We start from the raw sequence: 19,611 nt of genomic DNA on the forward strand, positions 1-19,611 counted from the left end.
TAAATTACTGAATGATTGCGATAACAAAAAATTAATCATATTCCTGATTTTCAAGGGTAATTTCAAAACCAAATTTCATAATATATCCGTACATCTAAACAAAGGAACACCTTCATTGTTTACCGGAATAAATTCAGCCGCTATGAGTAAAATATTATTAGTAGAAGATGATGAAATTATGCCAAAGATAGTGGCAAGAATTTTACCTGCCTCAGAATATGAACTCCACCATGTGTCCAATGGGAAGGAAGCATTTGAAAAACTGGATTCCACCAACTATGGTTATGACCTGATCATTACGGATATTATGATGCCATATGCCAATGGATTTGAAATACTCAGTAAAGTAAAAAACCGGGAGCGGCCAATTCCTGTTATTATCGTTTCTAATGCGGGCAACGAAGATATGATCATGGAAGGGTTTAAACTCGGCGCAGACGATTTCCTTAAAAAACCGATCATTCCTGCGGAATTACTGATACGCGTAAAGAGATTATTAATGAAGAATAAATAGCTGCATGTTGGATATACAAGTACCTGCCTTCCTGGAACCTGCCATGAATACCTTCCGGTATGCGCCGCTGGCCATACAGCTGGCAATGATATTTATCGTTATTGCTGCTACCGGTACGTTACTGGCCTATTTTTCCATCCTGAGAAGCCGTTATCTGGGTTACCGCCGGGATAAACGCCTGTCTTACCTGCTTCCCAAAGTAGATAACCTGATTATAGAAGAAGTCCTGACCAACCCTGAAGTAACAGAAACATCTTATTCTGACCAGCTGATACTGAATACAGAAGGATTCCAGGAGCTGCCTATGCATAAAAAATGGGTGCGTGAAGCCATTACCGGGCGTATCATGCATTTCAGGCGGAATGTCAGGGGAAATATGGGTCAGATGCTACGCAGCCTGTATATGCAGCTGGACCTGGACAAAGACACCATGAAGAAAATGAAATCAGGGAAATGGGAGAAAAAAGTACAGGCGCTGACAGAGTTTATTAATATGGACATGTCTATTTCCGACGTGACTATACTCCCATTAACGAATAGCCGTAACCGTGAATTAAGGGCTGCCGCAAGACATGCATATATCAAGCTCAGTAAAAACGAGCCTTTTAAATTTTTCGATGTGGTGACAGAGCCGCTCCTGATGTGGGACCAGGTGGAGCTGTTCCGTATTATTTCCAGTACCGAAGACATTGCCATTCCCAACTTTGCCCGCTGGATCACCTATTCTTCCAATAAAAGCGTAGTATCTTTTTGTTTGAAGCTGATCGTGCATTACAACCAGCTGCCGGCGGTACCCGCCGTTATCAAGCTGCTGGACACGAAAGACCATTACCTGCGTGCAAATGCGATTAACTGCCTTGGCAAGCTGCGGGTTCCCGATGTGGAAGAAAAGCTCGTGTCGCTTTACAGCAGCCAGCCCCTGCATTGCCAGATAGAAATACTGAAAGCCCTCGGCCGCATCAGCAGCGGACGATATATAGATTTCCTTAAACAGGAATTCCTGCACTCTACCGATTTTGACCTGCGTAAAAGCGCCGCCAAATCACTGGTAAAAAATGAATGGATTGCCAGCCAGGTACTACGGGAGCTGATCGATACCGCCAACCCGGAAAACCTGCGTATCCTGAAGCATTGTATGAACCCGTTAATCAAGTACTGATGAGTGGCATTTTAGAAACATTAGGCAAATTGTATGAAAGCACGCTTTTCGTATATGGATTAGTGTTACTTATCGTATATGCGTTACTGGCATTTTTCTCTATGCTGGCTATCCGCAGTTATCTCCGGAAAAACAACGATCATCAGCTGGATGTACTGGCCAGCTCTCCCATGGCGCCCGGTATCACCATACTGGCGCCGGCATTTAACGAAGGGCTCACCATCATTTCTAACGTAAGATCCCTGCTTACCCTCAACTATCCCCGTTATGAAATTGTGCTCATTAACGACGGCAGTACGGACAATACCATGCAGCAACTCATAGATGAGTTTAAGATGGTGGTGGTAGAATATGCCTACAACGCCAAAATCCGTACCCAGCCGGTAAAAAAGATATATAAGTCCACCGACCCCGCCTACTCCTCCCTGCTCGTAATCGATAAAGTAAATGGTAAGAGTAAGGCAGATGCCGTTAACGCCGGTATCAATATAGCTACGTTTAGCTACTTCGTTTGCACCGATGTGGATTGTATACTCCATAAAGACACGCTGCTGGAGCTGATCAAGCCGGTGATGCAGGAAGAAGGCAAGCGCGTGATCGCCATCGGCGCCACGCTGCGTATCGCCAATTCCTGCGAATTCGATGAAGGCGTGATGACCCGCATGCGCCCGCCAAGGCAGCTGCTGCCGCGCTTCCAGGAAGTAGAATATATCCGTTCGTTTGTACTGGGGAAAATGGGCTGGAGCTATATTAACTGTGTACCCAACGTTTCGGGCGGACTGGGTTTATTCGACAAAGAAGTGGCCATCCGCAGCGGCGGATACGATCATAGCTCCTTTGGAGAAGACATGGAACTGCTGACCCGTATGTGCCGCTATGCGCACGATAATCATATTGATTATTCCATCCGCTATATCCCGAAAACATTGTGCTGGACGGAAGCCCCCTCCACCCTTAAAATATTTAACCGGCAGCGCACGCGCTGGTCCAGGGGCCTGGCCCAGCTCATCTATGCCCATTTCGGAATGTTTATGAATCCCCGCTATGGTAAGATGGGGCTGATCATATTTCCTTTCAACTTCTTTTTTGAACTCCTGGCGCCGCTCATCGAATTCACCGGCGTAGTGTCGTACATCGTGCTGGCCATAATGGGCAGGATCAACTGGCCCTATGCACTGCTGTTATTACTTTTCGTATATACCTACTCGGTAATGATCACCACCATTTCCATATTGTGGGATCAACTTTCGTTCCGGTATTATAAGTCATGGAAAGAGGTGCTGTACCTTTGTATGACACCTTTCATGGAGTTTTTATTATATCATCCGTTGATTGTGGTGTATTCCTTAAGGGGGTATTATTATTTCCTTACAGGTAAAAAAAGTACCTGGGGAAATATGCAGCGACAAGGTTTTGGAAAAAAGAAATAAAGAAAAGAGATGGACACGCTGAGAAAATTTTTTGAAGGTGGCGTATTTATATATGGCAGTACCATGCTGCTCATGTATGCCGTGCTGGCATATATGTCGTATCGTGGTATCAGGAAGTTCCGCCGTAAAAGCAGCTTTACCAACTACGATCAGCTGCTGGACTCGCCGCTCACACCGGGAATCTCGGTAATAGCCCCTGCCTTTAATGAAGGAGTGACCATTATCATGAATGTACGCTCCCTCCTAACGCTGAACTATACACGCTTCGAAGTAATCATAGTAAATGATGGCAGCACCGACGATACCCTGGAAAAGCTGATCAACGAATTTGCCCTGGTGCAGGTAGACTTTGCCTATAACGAACGTATTAAAACCCAGCCGGTCAGGCGTATATTCAAATCGATCAATACCGCGTACGACAAGCTGATGGTGATAGACAAGGTGAATGGAAAAAGCAAGGCGGATGCTTCCAATGCCGGTATAAACGCCGCAGCCTTTGATTACTTCCTGTGTACAGACGTGGACTGCATCATTGAAAAAGATACCCTGTTGCGCATGATCAAGCCCTTCATGGATGAAGAGCATATGAAAACAAAAGAAGTGGGGGAACCTTGCCCCGAATGCGGATACGTACATGTGGTGGAAGACAGCCGACGCGTAATTGCCACCGGCGCCACACTTCGCATTGCCAATTCCTGCGAGGTAGATGAAGGGGTAATTGTACGGGTACGCCCCCCCGAAAAGCTGCTGCCCCGCTTCCAGGAAATGGAATATATCAGGGCCTATGTGTTGGGGAAAATGGGCTGGAGCATGATGAACAGCGTTCCAAACGTATCCGGGGGACTGGGATTATTTGACAAGGAAGTAGCTATCAAAGCGGGCGGGTATGATCATAAATCGTTTGCGGAAGACATGGATATTGTAACCCGTATGTGCGCTTTTATGATCGACAACGAGCTAAAATATGCCGTTCGTTATATTCCAACTACCCAATGCTGGACCGAAGGACCTCCCAATATGAAAATATTCAGCCGGCAGCGGACACGCTGGGGACGCGGACTGGGCGAGATTATGACCATTCACCGGAAAATATTGTTTAATCCGCGCTATAAAAAACTGGGGCTGGTAATTATGCCCTACAACCTGTTTTTTGAATTCCTGGCGCCGATTATAGAGTTTGCAGGTATCCTTTATTATATCTTCCTGATTATAACAAACCAGGTAAACTGGGAATACGCATTAATATTATTACTGTTTGTATACCTGTATTCTGTAATGATTACCACGCTGGCAGTTTGCTGGGATCAGCTGACCTACGGGTATTATAAAACCTGGCGGGAAGTAATAGCGCTGGCATTGATGGCCTTTTTTGAGCCACTGGTCTATCACCCGCTGATTGTATTCTTTGCCCTGCGCGGTTACTGGTTCTTCCTGATAGGTAAAAAATCCGCATGGGGTAATATGCAAAGACAAGGATTCGGAAAAAAGAAAGTAAACTCATAAACAAGAAAGCAAATGGCTGTATTAAAACATCTGTTGACAGGTATTATCGTGTGTTTGGCGATACAAACGCAGGCGCAGATTTTTAAGCCGAAGACTAATGCGGAAGCCTTATACAACCAGGCAGTGCAGGAAACAAAGCAACAACACTACGACAAGGCTATTGCCCTGTCGAAGCAAGCCTTGCAGGAGCAACCCGACTTTATTGATCAGCAGCTGCTGCTGGCCAGGTTATACCTGCTCACGAAACAGTACGATCTTTCCAGAAAATACATCAAAGAGGTACTGGCAAAAAATCCGAAGTACCGGGATGTTTATTTTTATGCCATCAATGTGGAACTGAGTACCGGCAGGTATACGGAGGCGGAATGTTATGCAGATGAAGCCCTTGGTTATTTCCCCGGCAGCCTGGACTTTATGCTGAAAAAACTGGGTATACTGGATGCACAACATAAGGTATACCGCGGTAATGAGATGGCCGAAACACTGATGGGCAAATACCCCGAAGATACCACCGTTCGCAATGCCTATATAGAACATTACCTGGTGAGCGGCAAATACTATCAGCAGTTGGGTAACACCGGGATGGCCCGGCAGAGTTATGATAAAGTGTTGCTGGTAGCTCCCCGTAACCAGGAAGCCAGGGAAGCAAGTCTGGCGGCAGCTATCAAAGGCGGTAGCTATCAGTCGGCGCTGGACCAGGTAAACGAGGCGCTCCTCGCCCACCCCGGTAATTATGATTTGCTGATGCGTAAGCTGGGCATTTTGCAGGATACACATGCCTATGCAGAAGCATTGAGCACCCTGCAGGAAATATTACGCCGCTACCCCGGCGATGCCAAAGCCCGCTCACTGGAAGCCTCCCTGAAAATGGAAGCTGCCGGTTACTATGCTAACACCGACCCCTATACGTTATACGAAGGAGTATTGGAAAAAAATCCCGGTAACCGGGAAGCATTGGATAAGCTCATCGGCTACAGCATGGCAAGAGGTGCTTACAGGGAAGCGCTGGCCTGGATTAACCGTGGTTTGAAGAACAGCCCGAACGACGCCCGTTTGCTGGCGTTAAAGATGGATGTGCTGGAAGGCGACCGCAAATACAGCGCTGCCGCCGCTTTAGCACAGGTGTTGTATCAACGCTCCCCCGGCCCGGATCTGAAAGAAAGACTGGTACTGCTGCAAACTGCGGGCGGACGCGATTATCTTGCGGAGCAGCAATACGACCTGGCGCTGGCATCTTTCGAAAGCGCATTAAAAATTAGTCCCCATGATACTACGGTCCTGAACTTGCTGGCCAGTACCTATATCTCACAAAAAAATACAACAGCTGCCTTAAAAGTACTGGACCAGGGATTAAACTATTATCCCGGCAATGCCTCCTTCCTGCTGAAGAAATCCGGTGTGCTGGCAGATGCAGGCAGGTATGAAGAAGCCGCTGCCATCGCTGCAGAGCTGGCCACCCGCTTCCCGGGAGATCAACAGCTCGCCGCTAACCTGGCAGAGATGCGTTTAACCGCAGGACGTACATTGATGCGGGCGGAAGAGTATGACCTTGCCAAACAACAGTTTGAACAGGTACTGGCTGTAGCGCCGTCCAACCGGGATGCACTGGATTATATGATCAACCTGCAAAGCGCCACCGGCAAACCCGACAGCGCATTGTACTATGCCGATAAAGCATTGGGATATTATCCGGGCAACCGTGATTTCCTGCTGAAGAAGGCATCTGTGTTGCAGGAACAGCACGATTATAACGGCGCGGCCGCAATTACGGGTGAGCTGATGAACAGGTATCCGTATACCCTTAAATATAAAACGGCGTATCTGAACAGCCTCACCTCAGCAGGTACGGAATATCAACGTAACCAACAGCCCGATAGCGCGCTCGCCCAATTTAACCAGGTGCTGGCCATCAATCCCAAAGACTCTATGGCATTGCTGTACAGCATCAATATATTAAATGGACAGCAACGTTACGACAGCGCCCTGAACTATACCGCGCAGGGAATAAAATATTATCCCGGCAATGATATGTTTTTGCTGAAGCGGGCCATTACCCTGGAAAATAAAAAAGACTTTGCCGCTGCCGCACTGGCAGCCGATTCTGTGGTGAAGTTGCAAAATAACGCCGCGAATACGGATTACCGGGACTATCTTCAAAGCAAAACACTGAAGAACCAGTTTGGGTTGTACTTCCTGCATTCGAGCTATGATTACTCCGACGACAAGTATAATATTGCTACAATAGAATACCGGCGCTTTATAAAGCGGGGTTCTTACGCCGTGCAGGTGAACTACGCCGGCAGACAAACCGGCAACGGTTTACAGGGGCTGGCAGAAATGTATTATACCCATAATCCCAAACTATACTCTTACGGGATGGTGGCTTATTCAAATAAAACAGTGTTCCCGCAATTGCGGGCTGCCTACTCTATTTTCAAAACATTCAAGAAAGAAATTGAAGTGGAACTGGGTGGTCGTTATCTGAACCTGGATAGTACCAGCAGTGTTTCCGGAGTGGTATCCATTGCAAAACCATTCGGGGATTTCTGGGTAAATCTGCGTGGATTTGTTATCAGCGAAGCGTCGAAAAATTATACCGCCTTTAATCTTACTACCCGTTATTATATGAACAGACGGCAGGATTACCTCCAGGTAGTTGCCGGCCTGGGCACCTCTCCGGACGACCGGAGCCGCCTGGTTAACTTTCCACATCTTTCCGGTTTGCTGACGCATAGTATTGGCGCAGGTTACCAGAAAGTATTACACTACCGTACTACGCTCGGACTGTTTGGTACCTGGATTAATCAAAAGATCACGGATACCGGCTTCCAGAACCAGTACGATATCTATGTAACGTTACAGCGGAAATTTTAACTGACTTACAATGTGCAGAATTATGAACAGCCTTTTGTTAATGATAACGACGTTGTTATATAGCGCCTGTCAAACCGCTCCTGCCGGGGACGACTTTTTCCTGGTACAGCAGGGCCGCAGCGCCTATGTGATTGTGACTCCGGCCGACGCTACCAAGGCAGAAACAAAAGCTGCCACCATTTTCCAGGATTATGTGCAGCGTATTTCCGGGGTAAAGCTGGTGATCCTGCCGGAGGGGCAATACAAAGATCAACCGGCTGTATTTATCGGAAATACCACCCATACTATGGGCCCGGACCGGATAAAGGATGACGGATTTTTTTCCGGCAGTAAAAACAAGCAACTGTATATCCGCGGCGGCAGCGGGCAGGGGGTTATATATGGTGTATATCATGTATTACAAACGTATATGGGTTGCCGTAAGGACGATAAAGGCCCGGCAGCCGTACCTACGCTGAAGGATATACGCATTGGCGGCGCATTATCCGTGTTGCGGGAACCGGCATTCATTTACCGGGAAAGCTACTATCCTGCGTCCACAGATCCCGAATACCTTGCCTGGCATGGTCTGCATCGTTTCGAAGATTTGTGGGGACTATGGGGGCATTCCTTTTTTAAGCTGCTGCCGCCGGCTGATTATTTTAAGGCGCATCCGGAATACTATTCACTGGTAAACGGTAAAAGACAGCCCTTACAGCTTTGTTTGAGCAATGAAAACGTTTATGCGTTAACGGTAGCATGGTTTAAAAAAGCCATCGCCGGTAACCCGGATGCCATGTATTGGTCGGTTTCCCCTCAGGATGGCGGTGGCGCCTGCACCTGTGATCTGTGCAGGAAAGCAGATGCAGAAGAAGGCGGTCCCCAGGGATCGCTGATCCGTTTTGTGAACCGGGTGGCTGCGCAGTTTCCCGGGCAGCGCTTTACCACGCTGGCCTATGGCTATACCGCCAAAGCGCCGCTGAAAACCAAACCTGCCGGGAATGTATATATTATGCTGAGCACTATTGATGCCTTCCGGCAGGAGCCTTTATCGCAGGCGCCGTCTGCGGCGGCCTTCCGGAAAAACCTGGGTGACTGGGAAGCCACCACGGGCAACCTGTTTATCTGGGATTATACCACCCAGTTTACGAACTACCTGGCGCCTTTTCCGGACTATCAACAACTGCAACCCAATTTGCAGTATTTCGCCCGGCATCATGTAAAAGGTGTTTTTTCACAGGGCAGCGGAGAAACCTATGGCGACATGGCAGCATACAACAGCTACGTACAGGCGGCATTGTTATGGCAGCCGGATGCTGATATCAAAATGGTTAACGACGGGTTTTTAAAGGGTTACTACGGCCCTGCCGCGCCATTTGTGGGTCAGTACATGGATGCGCTCAGTGCTGCCGTTAAAAGCACCCGCAGTACCCTCGATATTTACGGCAACCCCATCTATAATATACGCGACTATTTATCGCCCGTGCTTATTGACCAGTATTCTACCCTGCTGGATAAGGCGGAAGCGGCCGCAGGTAATAACAATACCTTTCTGCAACGGGTATACGAAACACGGCTGTTCCTGGAGTATGTGGTGTTACAGCAATCCCGTTTTTACGGCAATGAAAAATATGGCTATCTGCAACCCGATGGCAGTGTAAATCCCAAGTGGCCGGTGCGGGTAAAGCGTTTTACCGATCAGTGTAAAGCTGTGGGTGTACAGGAACTTTCAGAAGGAGGCTTGTCGCCCGATGCCTATGCACAGGAATGGCAGGAACTGTTTTCCCGTGAATGGATCAACAGCCTGGCCCTTCATGCACCGGTAACACTCGTGAACGCCTATACGCCGGAATACAGTCCCAAAAAGGAAGCAACGCTGACCGATGGGTTAACCGGCGGAAATGACTTCAGTTATAACTGGTTGTTTACCTACGGTAAGGATATGGTTGCCACTATCGATATGGGAAGCAGTAAAGCGATCCGCCAGGTACAGCTGAACTTCCTGCAGGATGCGCGGCACTATATCTTTAACCCTGCCCGGGTGCTGATTGAAACCTCTGCGGATGGCACTACTTTTAAATCGGCTGGGGTAAAGGAGATCCCGGCGCCGGAAGAAGATTATGCGATTCATATCAACCATTATACTTTCCCGGTAGCCGGTACGGCGAGGTATATCCGGGTAAGCGCCCAATGTCCCGCCACTTTGCCGGAATGGCGGCTCGTGGAGGGGAAAAAGCCGGCGCTTTGCTGTGATGAGGTTTCGGTGCAATGATTGTCTTGCCCAGGATTTAATTGATTATGAGGATTTTGATGATTTTTTTCTTATGATTTTTTTTGATTAAAAAGATTTTAGAAAGATTAGCAAAGATGGAAGATGCCTCCTCTTTATCTTCTTTAATCTTTTTTAAATCTTATAAAATCACATGAAAAAAATCATCAAAATCCTCATAATCAATTAAATCCTGGGCAAGACAAAAAATAAATTTGGAAAATAAACACTGTTCAGTATATTTGCACTGTAAACAATTCAATGTGGGCATTATAGAAAGAAAAGAGCGTGAAAAAGCGGAGATGCGCAGGCGTATTGTAGACGTAGCGGTTAAAATGATTGTGGAAGAAGGATACGAAAAGGTATCCATTCGCAATATCGCTGACAAGATCGAGTACAGTCCGGCAACTATTTATCTTTACTATAAGGATAAAGACCAGTTGTTGTACGATGTGCAGACCGAAGCTTTTGCCACCCTGGCGTCTGATTTCATGACACAGATCACGGCGGAGCAGCCCTTCAAAAGGTTGGAGCAGCTGGCAAAGGCCTATGTACAGTTTTCACGGGTTCATCCGGAATTATATGACCTGATGTTTATTATCAAGGCACCGATGAATGCGCTGGTGGAAAAGGAAAAGTGGGAAAATGGGGATCCGGCTTACGATGCTTTACATAACCTGATGCAGGAATGTATTGATAAAAAGCTGGTGAAATTCAGTGATGCAACGATTGCCACCCTCTCTGTATGGGGTTTTGCGCATGGACTGATCAGTTTGCATCTGCGGGGAAGATGCTCAAAAGTATCGAGGGTAGCTGATGAAGATATGCCGGTCGTAGTAGATGAAGCTATCAGGGAATACCTGCGTATGATCCAGGCATAAAAAAAATCTTAAAATTTGTACAATATCCGGCGGGGATGATCGTCTGCAATAACAGCGGAAGGTAAACAACAGCCCTGCCGCCCTTTCTGAGAGATGTGAGAAAGAGATGTGTCGCCGTAATACACAAACATTATTATAAAGCCCTTGCGGCTTTTTTTTAAACCGGGAATTAAACACTGTTCAGTATATCAACGACGATAATTATAAGCCATCCGGCTTTATTTTTTTCGGCATCAATAAACACCGTTCACTATGTACACATCAATCACAAAAGGAGCAATGTTAATAGGCCTGCTCATAGCGGGTTCCGGCGCCTTTGCCCAGCGTACCATACTGGATCAATACATACAATCCGCCTTCAGCAATAACAAAGGGCTGAAAGATCAAAACTTCCAGCTCACGAAATCAATGCTGGCGCTGCAGGAAGCGAAGAGTTTGTTCGGCCCTAATGTATCCCTGCTGGGCAGTTACACCAAATCCAGCGGCGGCCGAACCATCGATTTCCCGATCGGGGATATTATGAACCCGGTATATAACAGTCTTAACCAGTTGACCAATAGTCACGATTTTAAATCGCTCGACAACGTGCATGTGCAACTGAATCCTGACAACTTCTACGACGCCAAAGTGAGGGCGAGTCTGCCGCTGATCAACGCGGAAATTTATTACAACCAGAAAATCAAAAAAGAGCAGATCACCCAGCAACAGGCCGCTGTAAACGTATACAAACGGGAGCTGGTGCGGGATATCAAAACAGCTTACTACCAATACTACCAGGCGGCACAGGCGGTATCTATTTACAACAACGCCCTTTCGCTCATCAACGAAAACATTCGCATCAACGAAAGCATGGTGCGCAACGGAATGCGGAACAACACCGCCCTGTACCGCGCGCAAACAGAGAAAGAGAAGACCGATGCCGACATCAACAAGGCCATTAACGCCCGGCAAAATGCAAAAGCTTATTTCAACTTCCTGCTGAATCGCAGTCTCGATGAAAATGTAACCCTGGACAGCAGTCTCCTGATCACGCCTGCGCAGCTGCCCGGCAAGGATATCAACGACCGGGAAGAGCTGGCGCAATATAAAAGCGCTACTACCGCCTACCGGTTAAACGAACAATTGCAGCGTGCTTACCTCGTTCCCAAGCTGAGCACATTTATTGACCTGGGCTCACAGGGTATGGGAGCGAAATTTAACCAGGACACCCGTTATTATCTTTTTGGCGTAAACCTGGAGTGGAACCTATTTGCTTCTCATAAATACAAATACAAGATCAAACAGGCGGCCAACGATGTACAAACCATTACCAACGCGGCCGCTCAAACCACTGATCAACTACGCTTACAGCTATACGAAGCCGTCAACAACTACCAAACGGCCTCGCTGAATTTCAAAACAGCACAAAGCCAGTTATCCTTTGCCGAACGGTATTACCGCGACCAGATGAAGGTATACAAGGAAGGACAGCTGCTTTACATAGAACTGCTGGATGCGCAGAACCAGCTCACCCAGGCACGGTTACAAACCGCAGTAGCACAGGCCGCCGTGCAAACGGCCTATGCATCAGTAGAACGTGCACAGGCATCTTACAATATTGATAATAACAACAACCAATAAACTTACTCACATGAAAAATACATTGCTCCTGCTGCCTCTTTCCCTGCTCCTGTTTTCCTGCGGCAGCAAACCGGCGACAACAGCTATCGTTTCCGATACCATCCCGGTGAAGATTATGCCGCTTCAAAAACAAGGTACAGCCTTCACCATCAACGCATCCGGTCAGTTTACCACCGATGACGAAGTATATCTTTCTTTCAAAACAAATGGCATCATCAGTAACATACTGGTGAAAGAAGGCGACCCGGTACGCAAAGGCCAGTTACTGGCAACGTTGAATCTCACCGAAATAGATGCCCAGGTACAAAAGGACCAGCTGGCTTTTGAGAAGGCCCAGCGCGACTACCAGCGTATTGTTCGGCTGCACAACGACAGCGTGGCTACCCAGGAACAACTGGAAAATGCCAAAACCACGATGGATCAGGCCCGTCAGCAGCTGAGCACCACGCAATTCAACCGCAGCTACTCTGCTATCCATGCCACACAGGATGGCTACGTATTACATAAACTGGTCAGCAGCGGGCAAATGGTGAATGCCGGAACGCCTGTGCTCCAAACCAATGGCGCCAGCAGTGCACATTGGCTGCTACGTGTAGGCGTAAGCGATAGAGAATGGGCACAGGTGAAAAACGGCGATAAAGCCACCATTGAAATATCTGGTGTACCGGGCGACAGCCTGACCGGTATGGTTACCCGCAAATCGGAGGGCATTGATGCGCAAAGCGGCACCTTCCTGATAGATGTACAACTCACCGGCAGCAAGCCCGCCGCTATCGCGGCCGGCATGTTTGGCCGCTGTCATATTAACGCCGGCGCCGTTACCGGCAGCACAGCATGGAGCATTCCTTACGCTGCCCTGCTGGACGGAAACGGCAGCAGTGGTTTTGTTTTTGTAACCAACGATAACAAAATTGCCCAGCGCATACCGGTAACCATTGCCGGTATGGAAAAAGAAAATGTGCTGATCAGTAACGGCATGGAACAGGCGAAAGCGCTTATTATTTCCGGCAGTGCCTACCTGAAAGATCAATCACCTATCCGTATCATCCAATAATAGCTACGATCATGAAAATAGCCAGATACGCCGTCAAAAATTACCAGTTCACCCTGGTGATATTTATTATGATCATTGTGCTGGGCATCACTACCATCCTTAATATGCCCCGTTCAGAAGACCCGGAAATGAGAGCGCCGCAATTCACCGTTATTGTGGTATATCCCGGCACCAGTCCAAAAGATATGGAAGACCTGGTAGTAGATCCCATGGAAAAAGAAATCTACGGACTGGATGATATCAAGCGGGTACGTACTGCCATCAGCGATGGTGTAGCCGTGATGCGGGTAGAATATAAATACAGTTCCAACGTGGATCAAAAATACCAGGAGCTGGTGAGAGAGGTGAACAACAAGCGGAAAGACTTGCCGGCAGACATTTACAGCCTGGAAGTGAGAAAGCAGGAACCTTCTGACGTAAACGTAATGCAGGTGGCGCTGATTTCTGAAAATGCGTCCCGTGATAAATTGCGTTACTATGCAGATAAACTGCAGGATGAACTGGAAAAAGTGCCATCATTAAAAAATGTAAAACTGCATGGTTTGCCTGAACAGCAGGTGCGTGTGGAATTACAGCTGGATAAAATGGCGCAGCTGCATTTGCCTGTTAACACCGTAATGGCAGCCATCCAAAGCGAAATGGCCAATATTCCCGGTGGCAGTATCGACGCCGGTGAGAAAAGCTTCAACATCAAAACAAGCGGCAATTATCAGCATATCGATGAAATCAGCAACACTATTGTATCTGCCGCCAATGGAAAAAATGTTTTCCTGAAAGATATTGCGCGTATATACTATGGCTTTGAAGACGAGAAATATTTTGTGCGGCTGAACAGTCACCGGTGCGTAGTGGTTTCCGCTGCACAGAAGTCGGGCGAAAACATTACCAAGACGCAACTTCAATACAAACCGGTTATAGAAAAGTTTAAGAAAACACTGCCGCCCAATATCGACATGGTACAATATTTTGACCAGGCCGATGCAGTAAACAACCGGCTGAGCGGATTGGGAAAAGATTTCATTATTGCCATCCTGCTGGTTGCATTCACACTGCTGCCTTTAGGACAACGCCCTGCGTTGATTGTGATGATCTCGATTCCGTTGTCGCTGTCAATTGGCATCGTGTTGCTACAGTTGTTTGGGTTTAACCTGAACCAGTTGAGCATTGTAGGACTGGTGGTGGCGCTGGGGCTGCTGGTAGATGATAGTATTGTAGTGGTAGAAAATATAGAGCGGTGGATGCTGGAAGGACATAGCCGGATGGAAGCCACGCTCAAAGCTACTTCCCAGATTGGCCTGGCAGTAGTGGGTTGTACCGCCGCCCTGGTGATTTCCTTTATGCCGCTGGTATTTATGCCGGAAGGCAGCGGCGACTTTATCCGTAGTCTCCCGCTGGCAGTGATATTCAGCGTACTGGCTTCCATGGCAGTATCGCTTACGATCATCCCGTTCCTTTCCAGCCGTTTGCTGAAAGAACATACCGGCAACCCCGAAGGCAACCTGTTTATGCGTTTGCTTAAAAGAATGATCCACGGCAGCTATGCCAAATTACTGGACAAGGCCCTGCATCGCCCGGTGATCACCATCCTGGTATCCCTGGTTATTTTTGGCGCCTCCATTGGTTTATTCAAAGTGATCGGTTTTAGCCTGTTCCCGGCGTCTGAAAAACCGCAGTTTCTTATCAATGTGTTTACACCACCGCAGTCGAATCTCGTATACACTAACGAAATAGTAAAGCAGATAGAAAAAGAACTAAAACAGGAAAAGGGGATACAATCTTTCGCCAGCAATATCGGTAAAGGAAATCCGCGTATTTACTACAACGAAACACAGGAAAACGAAAGAAGTGATTACGCACAGATCTTTGTACAGCTGGACGGACATACCAGTCCTGCTGAAAAAACAAAGCTGATTGAATCGCTCCGTAAAAAATGGACGCCCTACCCCGGCGCCAAAGTGGAAGTAAAGAATTTTGAACAGGGGCCTCCTATGGTGGCACCGGTAGAAGTACGGTTATTCGGAGATAATCTGGATACCTTACGATCGCTGGCAGGAAACATAGAGAAGATGTTGGAAAAAACACCAGGCACTATTTATATCAATAACCCGGTAAGCACGCTTAAGTCTGATATCCGGGTAAAAATAGACCGGGAGAAGGCACAGCAGCTGGGTATTCCCACGGCAAATATCGACCGGGTAGTTCGTTTAGCCGTATCCGGGATTAACCTGGGCCAGTACAACGATCAGAATGATAACGACTACGACATCCTGCTGACCAAGCAGAAAACGGGTAAGCCTACTATGGATGTTTTTAAGGATCTGTATGTCAATAACAGCCAGGGAACCGCGATTCCGCTTTCGCAGGTAGCACAGCTGCAGCTGGAAACATCTCCCCTGACGATCAGCCACCAGGAGAAAAACCGGGTAGTGGCTGTGGGCGCCTTTATCAGGAAAGGATTCCTGACCGACCAGGTGATTGGCGACGTGGTAAAGCAGATGGATGCACTCCGGTTGCCGGCAGGGTATACTTATGAAATGGGAGGAGAAGTGGAGAGCCGGAAAAACTCCTTTGGCGGGTTTATGAGTGTGATCATAGTAACCATCTTTTTGTTTGTAGCGGTACTGATCCTGCAGTTTAAAACCTTCAAGAGCATGCTGATTGTATTATCTGTGATTCCGCTGGGTATAGTAGGCGCGGCTATTGCATTGTGGCTCACGGGCAACTCGCTGTCCTTTGTAGCGATCATCGGATTGATTGCATTGGCGGGGATAGAAGTAAAGAATACCATTTTGCTCGTAGATTTCACGAACCAGCTGCGGATGCAGGGCAAATCACTGGAAGCGGCTATACGGGAAGCAGGTGAAGTACGTTTTCTGCCAATTGTGCTTACCTCTATGACAGCAATAGGCGGTCTGATACCCGTGGCCATATCCACCAACCCGTTGATTGCTCCGCTGGCCATAGTATTGATTGGTGGCCTGATCAGCTCTACCCTGCTCTCACGTATAGTGACCCCCGTAGTATATAAACTGATTCCGCCAAAGATAGAAGTAACGCATACAAATGGCCATGGATCACATCAAAAGAAAACGATAGACGAGGATAACGAAATGCTGTTACCGCATCATGCTGTAATTCATAATTCGTAATTAGCAATTAGTTCCTTACTTTTACAACTGATTTGCTAGTCAACCATTCCTTTGAAAATTAGTTTTTATGAAAAAAATCTTCCTGGCATTTGCAACCGTGCTCCTGGTGATGTGTATGAGTATACAATCGCAGGCACAATTGAAACGATTCAGTATCGGTCCTTTTGTTGAAGCGGGTTTTCCTGTTGGCGACTTCGGTGATACCCACAATACCGGTTATGGTATTGGTTTGGGGGCTGATGTAAAACTGGTGGCAGGCTTAACTGCGGTAGGTTCCGTTAGTTACTTCCGTTTTGGAGGAAAAAGCGGCAGCACCAACGGTGTTAGCTACGATTACAAAGATTTAAATGTAGTGCCTATCCGCCTTGGATTGCGTTACAACCTGATCTCTATCTTATATGTAAAAGTGGAAGGCGGTACTGTTCAGTATACCGGGAAGTACTACAATGGCCTAGGCGGACTGGTAGCACCCGGTGTTGGTATCCGCTTACTGGGGCTGGATGTGGAAGCCAAGTATGAAGCCTGGTTTAAAGATGGCACACGCGGTTTCTTTGGCCTGAAAGCCGGATATAATTTCTAGTAATGAGTCGTTAAGGCTTAAGTTTTTAAAAAGAGTGGTGGAGAAAAATTTTCTCCACCACTCTTTTTTTTGGAATTAAATTATAAAATATAGATTTATTATGTGGCAATGATACAACCCGGTGAACAATTATTATTTTTGATCAGACCTCATTTATACTATGTTATCCTTATTACGTCTCTTGTTTGCAGTATTCAATATTATCCTCCTGATAACTTCATTGCCGATCTTTTCCAGTGGGCAAACCAGTCATGATAATAATACCAGCAACACTACCATTACCTTTAAATTATTGAAAGGGAGTCAGTTATTTATTTCATATCCGCGGAACATTATCCAGTTCAGGGAAATAGCCCTGGAAAACGTAACGCAGGACTCTACTTTTACCATTACGGTGAATACCAACAAACCTTTTATCATCAACAGCAGTTACATGATCCGTAACACCTATCTTTTTTTCCCGGGATATCATTACTCAGCAGACATCCGGAAAGGGGAAACAACTATTACTTTTCAATGCAGCGATCAGCAAAAGGCATTTGAATCCAATGCACTGGCTAAAATGGAAGCAGCAACGATGCGACTGGACCTCAGTGCTGACGAGAGGGCATTGAAGTATTTGTATCAGCGTAAACAATATAACGAAACATTGGATTCATTTCTGCTTGCCCTGAAAAGTCAACGGCTTGAAAAAATAAATGACTACAAACGTGCCAACAGCATATCTGATGAAGGATACCGGCTTTTATCCGCCTATATCCACTATGACTTTATCAGTAAACGATTGATGCCCTTTTATCATCCTAAATTTGATGTGAAAGATCTGCCGGTATGGTATGCAGACACCATGCATCAATACCGGCGCGCTTTTGACGACTCCTCTCTTCTTCGCCTGTATTCCTTCCAGGGTGCATTGATATATAACAATCGTTTCTTAGCCACTGATTCCAAAAATGGTACTGCTTCGCTTCCGGATCAGTTTACAGCAGCCAAAAAATTTACGGGTTCTCCGGAAGTCAATAATTTCCTGCTGTACCAGGTATTGAATAATCATAAAAACAAACAGGATAGCCGCTACCCGGTCTACGTAGATTCGTTTAGGTTAGTTTGTACTGACACCCTCTACCAAAATGTTATTCTGAAAAACTTCAGCTACCTGGCAAAAGAAAATGTGCTGGCTACTACCAAACAGCAATTGTATACGTTGCAAAGCAAAACGATAGATCTCGATTCCCTGATCACACAACAAAAGAAGCTCATTTATATCGACTGCTGGGCCAACTGGTGCGCGCCCTGCAAAAGAGAAATGCCCATATCCGCGCAGTTACAAAAAGAATTCGCTAAAAAAAATATTTCATTCCTGTTTTTTTCACTGGATGAAACAGCCACTCAATGGGAAGCAGCAGCCGGTGACTACGCATTTATGAATAAAGCCAACAGCTTCCTGGTATTGGGCAACTTCCAGTCACCATTTGTACTGAAACATCATATCGATAGGATTCCCCGTTATATACTTATGAGCAACGATGGAAAAATAATTGATGACGATGCTCCCCATCCGGATGACCCGGAGTTAAAAACGCTGATAAACGGCCAACTATGAGGCTTCTCCTATCAGAAAATAAAAATGCAGCACGGAAATATTTATCCGTTGCTGCATTTTTACTTCTTACAAAAAACTTTAGAATATCGTTGCTGTCCACGTTCTTTCAAAAACCTTTCCGGAGGCCAACCGGTTGATCCCTTCTTTCTCTTCCAGTTCACCGGTAGCGGCTACACTGTCGGCAATACCACACCAGGGCTCTATACAAACAAAGTCAGCATCTTTGGCTGCCCATATGCCCATGTAAGGAAATCCTTCAAAAGCGAGGGTTAATCCATGCGGGGAAGACTTACTTCTGATACTGATAGCAGTAGACGCCAGGTCTTTAAATACCAGCGCATCTTTATAAAACAATGATTTTTTCAACGGCAACTCATGTGTTTTTTTTAAAAACGGAACAGGAGCGGTTTCTATTTGTCCGCCGGAAGACAAAGGCCAGATTCCCGCTTTCTCTTCTTTGTTGAAATAGAGGTGATAGTCCTCGTAGGAAGTACCTGCAACTAAAGGCACTTTAAATGCCGGGTGGGCGCCTACGGAGAAGAGCATTGTTTTTTTGTCTTTGTTTTTCACCTGGTAGGTCACCTGCAGCTGATCATCCTGCAGCAGGTACTGGATGGTAAAATCGAAATGAAAGGGGTATACCTCCAGCGTATTTTTATTATCAGAGAGCCGGAGACTTACGTGTTCCGCTCCCTGGGCTGTGACGGTAAACAGTTGCTCCCTGGCAAAGCCGTGGCGGCCGAGGGTATAGCTCTTGCCGTTATAGCGGTAGGTATTATCTTTCAAACCGCCTACAATAGGGAAAAGTACGGGGCTTTTCTTGCCCCAGAAGGCTGGATCGCCGTTCCACAAGTATTCCTGCCCGGTATCCCGGCGGACAATGCTTTGCAGTTCAGCTCCCTGTGGGGTCACCGCGATGGTGAGTTTTTCATTGGAAATTTCTATCATGGTTTTATAAATAGAGGATATACGCGAAGATAATCTGTAATTGGAACA

General features: G+C 46.8%; 13 protein-coding genes. 12 read left to right on the forward strand and 1 reads right to left on the reverse strand.

Annotated features, from left to right (window positions below; genetic code table 11):
* Positions 1–142: 142 nt before the first annotated feature.
* From KE626_RS17710 to KE626_RS17765, 12 genes are all read left to right on the forward strand, one after another.
* A complete protein-coding gene (locus tag KE626_RS17710) occupies positions 143–514 on the forward strand; it encodes a response regulator transcription factor (protein ID WP_211974260.1) in 372 nt (123 codons plus the stop codon).
* A gap of 4 nt (positions 515–518) precedes the next feature.
* Positions 519–1,673: a HEAT repeat domain-containing protein gene (locus tag KE626_RS17715; protein WP_211974261.1), complete on the forward strand. Its 1,155-nt coding sequence runs from the start codon at positions 519–521 to the stop codon at positions 1,671–1,673.
* Positions 1,673–3,103, forward strand: coding sequence for a glycosyltransferase family 2 protein (locus KE626_RS17720; RefSeq protein ID WP_249207537.1), 1,431 nt, complete (start codon positions 1,673–1,675; stop codon positions 3,101–3,103). Before KE626_RS17715 ends, KE626_RS17720 begins: the two co-directional genes overlap by 1 nt.
* A 9-nt stretch (positions 3,104–3,112) precedes the next feature.
* A complete protein-coding gene (locus tag KE626_RS17725) occupies positions 3,113–4,606 on the forward strand; it encodes a glycosyltransferase family 2 protein (RefSeq protein WP_211974262.1) in 1,494 nt (497 codons plus the stop codon).
* Between the two features lie 12 nt (positions 4,607–4,618).
* A complete protein-coding gene (locus KE626_RS17730; RefSeq protein WP_211974263.1) occupies positions 4,619–7,480 on the forward strand; it encodes a tetratricopeptide repeat protein in 2,862 nt (953 codons plus the stop codon).
* 22 nt (positions 7,481–7,502) lie between these two features.
* Positions 7,503–9,731, forward strand: coding sequence for a DUF4838 domain-containing protein (locus KE626_RS17735; protein ID WP_211974264.1), 2,229 nt, complete (start codon positions 7,503–7,505; stop codon positions 9,729–9,731).
* Positions 9,732–9,970: 239 nt separating this feature from the next.
* Complete coding sequence (locus tag KE626_RS17740) at positions 9,971–10,609, forward strand: TetR/AcrR family transcriptional regulator (RefSeq protein WP_211974265.1); 639 nt, start codon at positions 9,971–9,973, stop codon at positions 10,607–10,609.
* A gap of 252 nt (positions 10,610–10,861) precedes the next feature.
* A complete protein-coding gene (locus KE626_RS17745) occupies positions 10,862–12,229 on the forward strand; it encodes a TolC family protein (RefSeq protein ID WP_211974266.1) in 1,368 nt (455 codons plus the stop codon).
* Positions 12,230–12,239: 10 nt separating this feature from the next.
* The gene (locus KE626_RS17750) at positions 12,240–13,283 is read left to right on the forward strand and encodes an efflux RND transporter periplasmic adaptor subunit (RefSeq protein ID WP_211974267.1); all 1,044 of its coding nucleotides are present in this window, start codon (positions 12,240–12,242) and stop codon (positions 13,281–13,283) included.
* Positions 13,284–13,294: 11 nt separating this feature from the next.
* Positions 13,295–16,432 carry an efflux RND transporter permease subunit gene (locus KE626_RS17755; RefSeq protein WP_211974268.1) on the forward strand — a complete coding sequence of 1,046 codons (3,138 nt, stop codon included), beginning with the start codon at positions 13,295–13,297 and terminating at the stop codon, positions 16,430–16,432.
* Positions 16,433–16,499: 67 nt separating this feature from the next.
* Entirely contained in the window at positions 16,500–17,012 is a 513-nt protein-coding gene (locus KE626_RS17760) for a hypothetical protein (RefSeq protein ID WP_211974269.1), read from the forward strand.
* A gap of 160 nt (positions 17,013–17,172) precedes the next feature.
* A complete protein-coding gene (locus tag KE626_RS17765) occupies positions 17,173–18,615 on the forward strand; it encodes a TlpA family protein disulfide reductase (RefSeq protein WP_211974270.1) in 1,443 nt (480 codons plus the stop codon).
* 78 nt (positions 18,616–18,693) lie between these two features.
* Here KE626_RS17765 and KE626_RS17770 read toward each other — a convergent pair whose 3' ends face one another.
* A complete protein-coding gene (locus KE626_RS17770; protein WP_211974271.1) occupies positions 18,694–19,563 on the reverse strand; it encodes an aldose 1-epimerase family protein in 870 nt (289 codons plus the stop codon).
* Between the last annotated feature and the right edge of the window lie 48 nt (positions 19,564–19,611).

This window comes from Chitinophaga hostae (genome assembly GCF_018224885.1).
GTDB classification, from domain to species: Bacteria; Bacteroidota; Bacteroidia; order Chitinophagales; family Chitinophagaceae; genus Chitinophaga; species Chitinophaga hostae.

Excerpts from the sequence above, each read along its gene's own strand:
- KE626_RS17710 (WP_211974260.1), top strand. The coding sequence starts at position 143 with ATGAGTAAAATATTATTAGTAGAAGATGATGAAATTATGCCAAAGATA.
- KE626_RS17715 (WP_211974261.1), top strand. The coding sequence starts at position 519 with ATGTTGGATATACAAGTACCTGCCTTCCTGGAACCTGCCATGAATACC.
- KE626_RS17750 (WP_211974267.1), top strand. The coding sequence starts at position 12,240 with ATGAAAAATACATTGCTCCTGCTGCCTCTTTCCCTGCTCCTGTTTTCC.
- KE626_RS17770 (WP_211974271.1), bottom strand. The coding sequence starts at position 19,563 with ATGATAGAAATTTCCAATGAAAAACTCACCATCGCGGTGACCCCACAG.
- KE626_RS17725 (WP_211974262.1), top strand. The coding sequence starts at position 3,113 with ATGGACACGCTGAGAAAATTTTTTGAAGGTGGCGTATTTATATATGGC.
- KE626_RS17745 (WP_211974266.1), top strand. The coding sequence starts at position 10,862 with ATGTACACATCAATCACAAAAGGAGCAATGTTAATAGGCCTGCTCATA.
- KE626_RS17765 (WP_211974270.1), top strand. The coding sequence starts at position 17,173 with ATGTTATCCTTATTACGTCTCTTGTTTGCAGTATTCAATATTATCCTC.
- KE626_RS17730 (WP_211974263.1), top strand. The coding sequence starts at position 4,619 with ATGGCTGTATTAAAACATCTGTTGACAGGTATTATCGTGTGTTTGGCG.
- KE626_RS17760 (WP_211974269.1), top strand. The coding sequence starts at position 16,500 with ATGAAAAAAATCTTCCTGGCATTTGCAACCGTGCTCCTGGTGATGTGT.
- KE626_RS17755 (WP_211974268.1), top strand. The coding sequence starts at position 13,295 with ATGAAAATAGCCAGATACGCCGTCAAAAATTACCAGTTCACCCTGGTG.
- KE626_RS17720 (WP_249207537.1), top strand. The coding sequence starts at position 1,673 with ATGAGTGGCATTTTAGAAACATTAGGCAAATTGTATGAAAGCACGCTT.
- KE626_RS17735 (WP_211974264.1), top strand. The coding sequence starts at position 7,503 with ATGAACAGCCTTTTGTTAATGATAACGACGTTGTTATATAGCGCCTGT.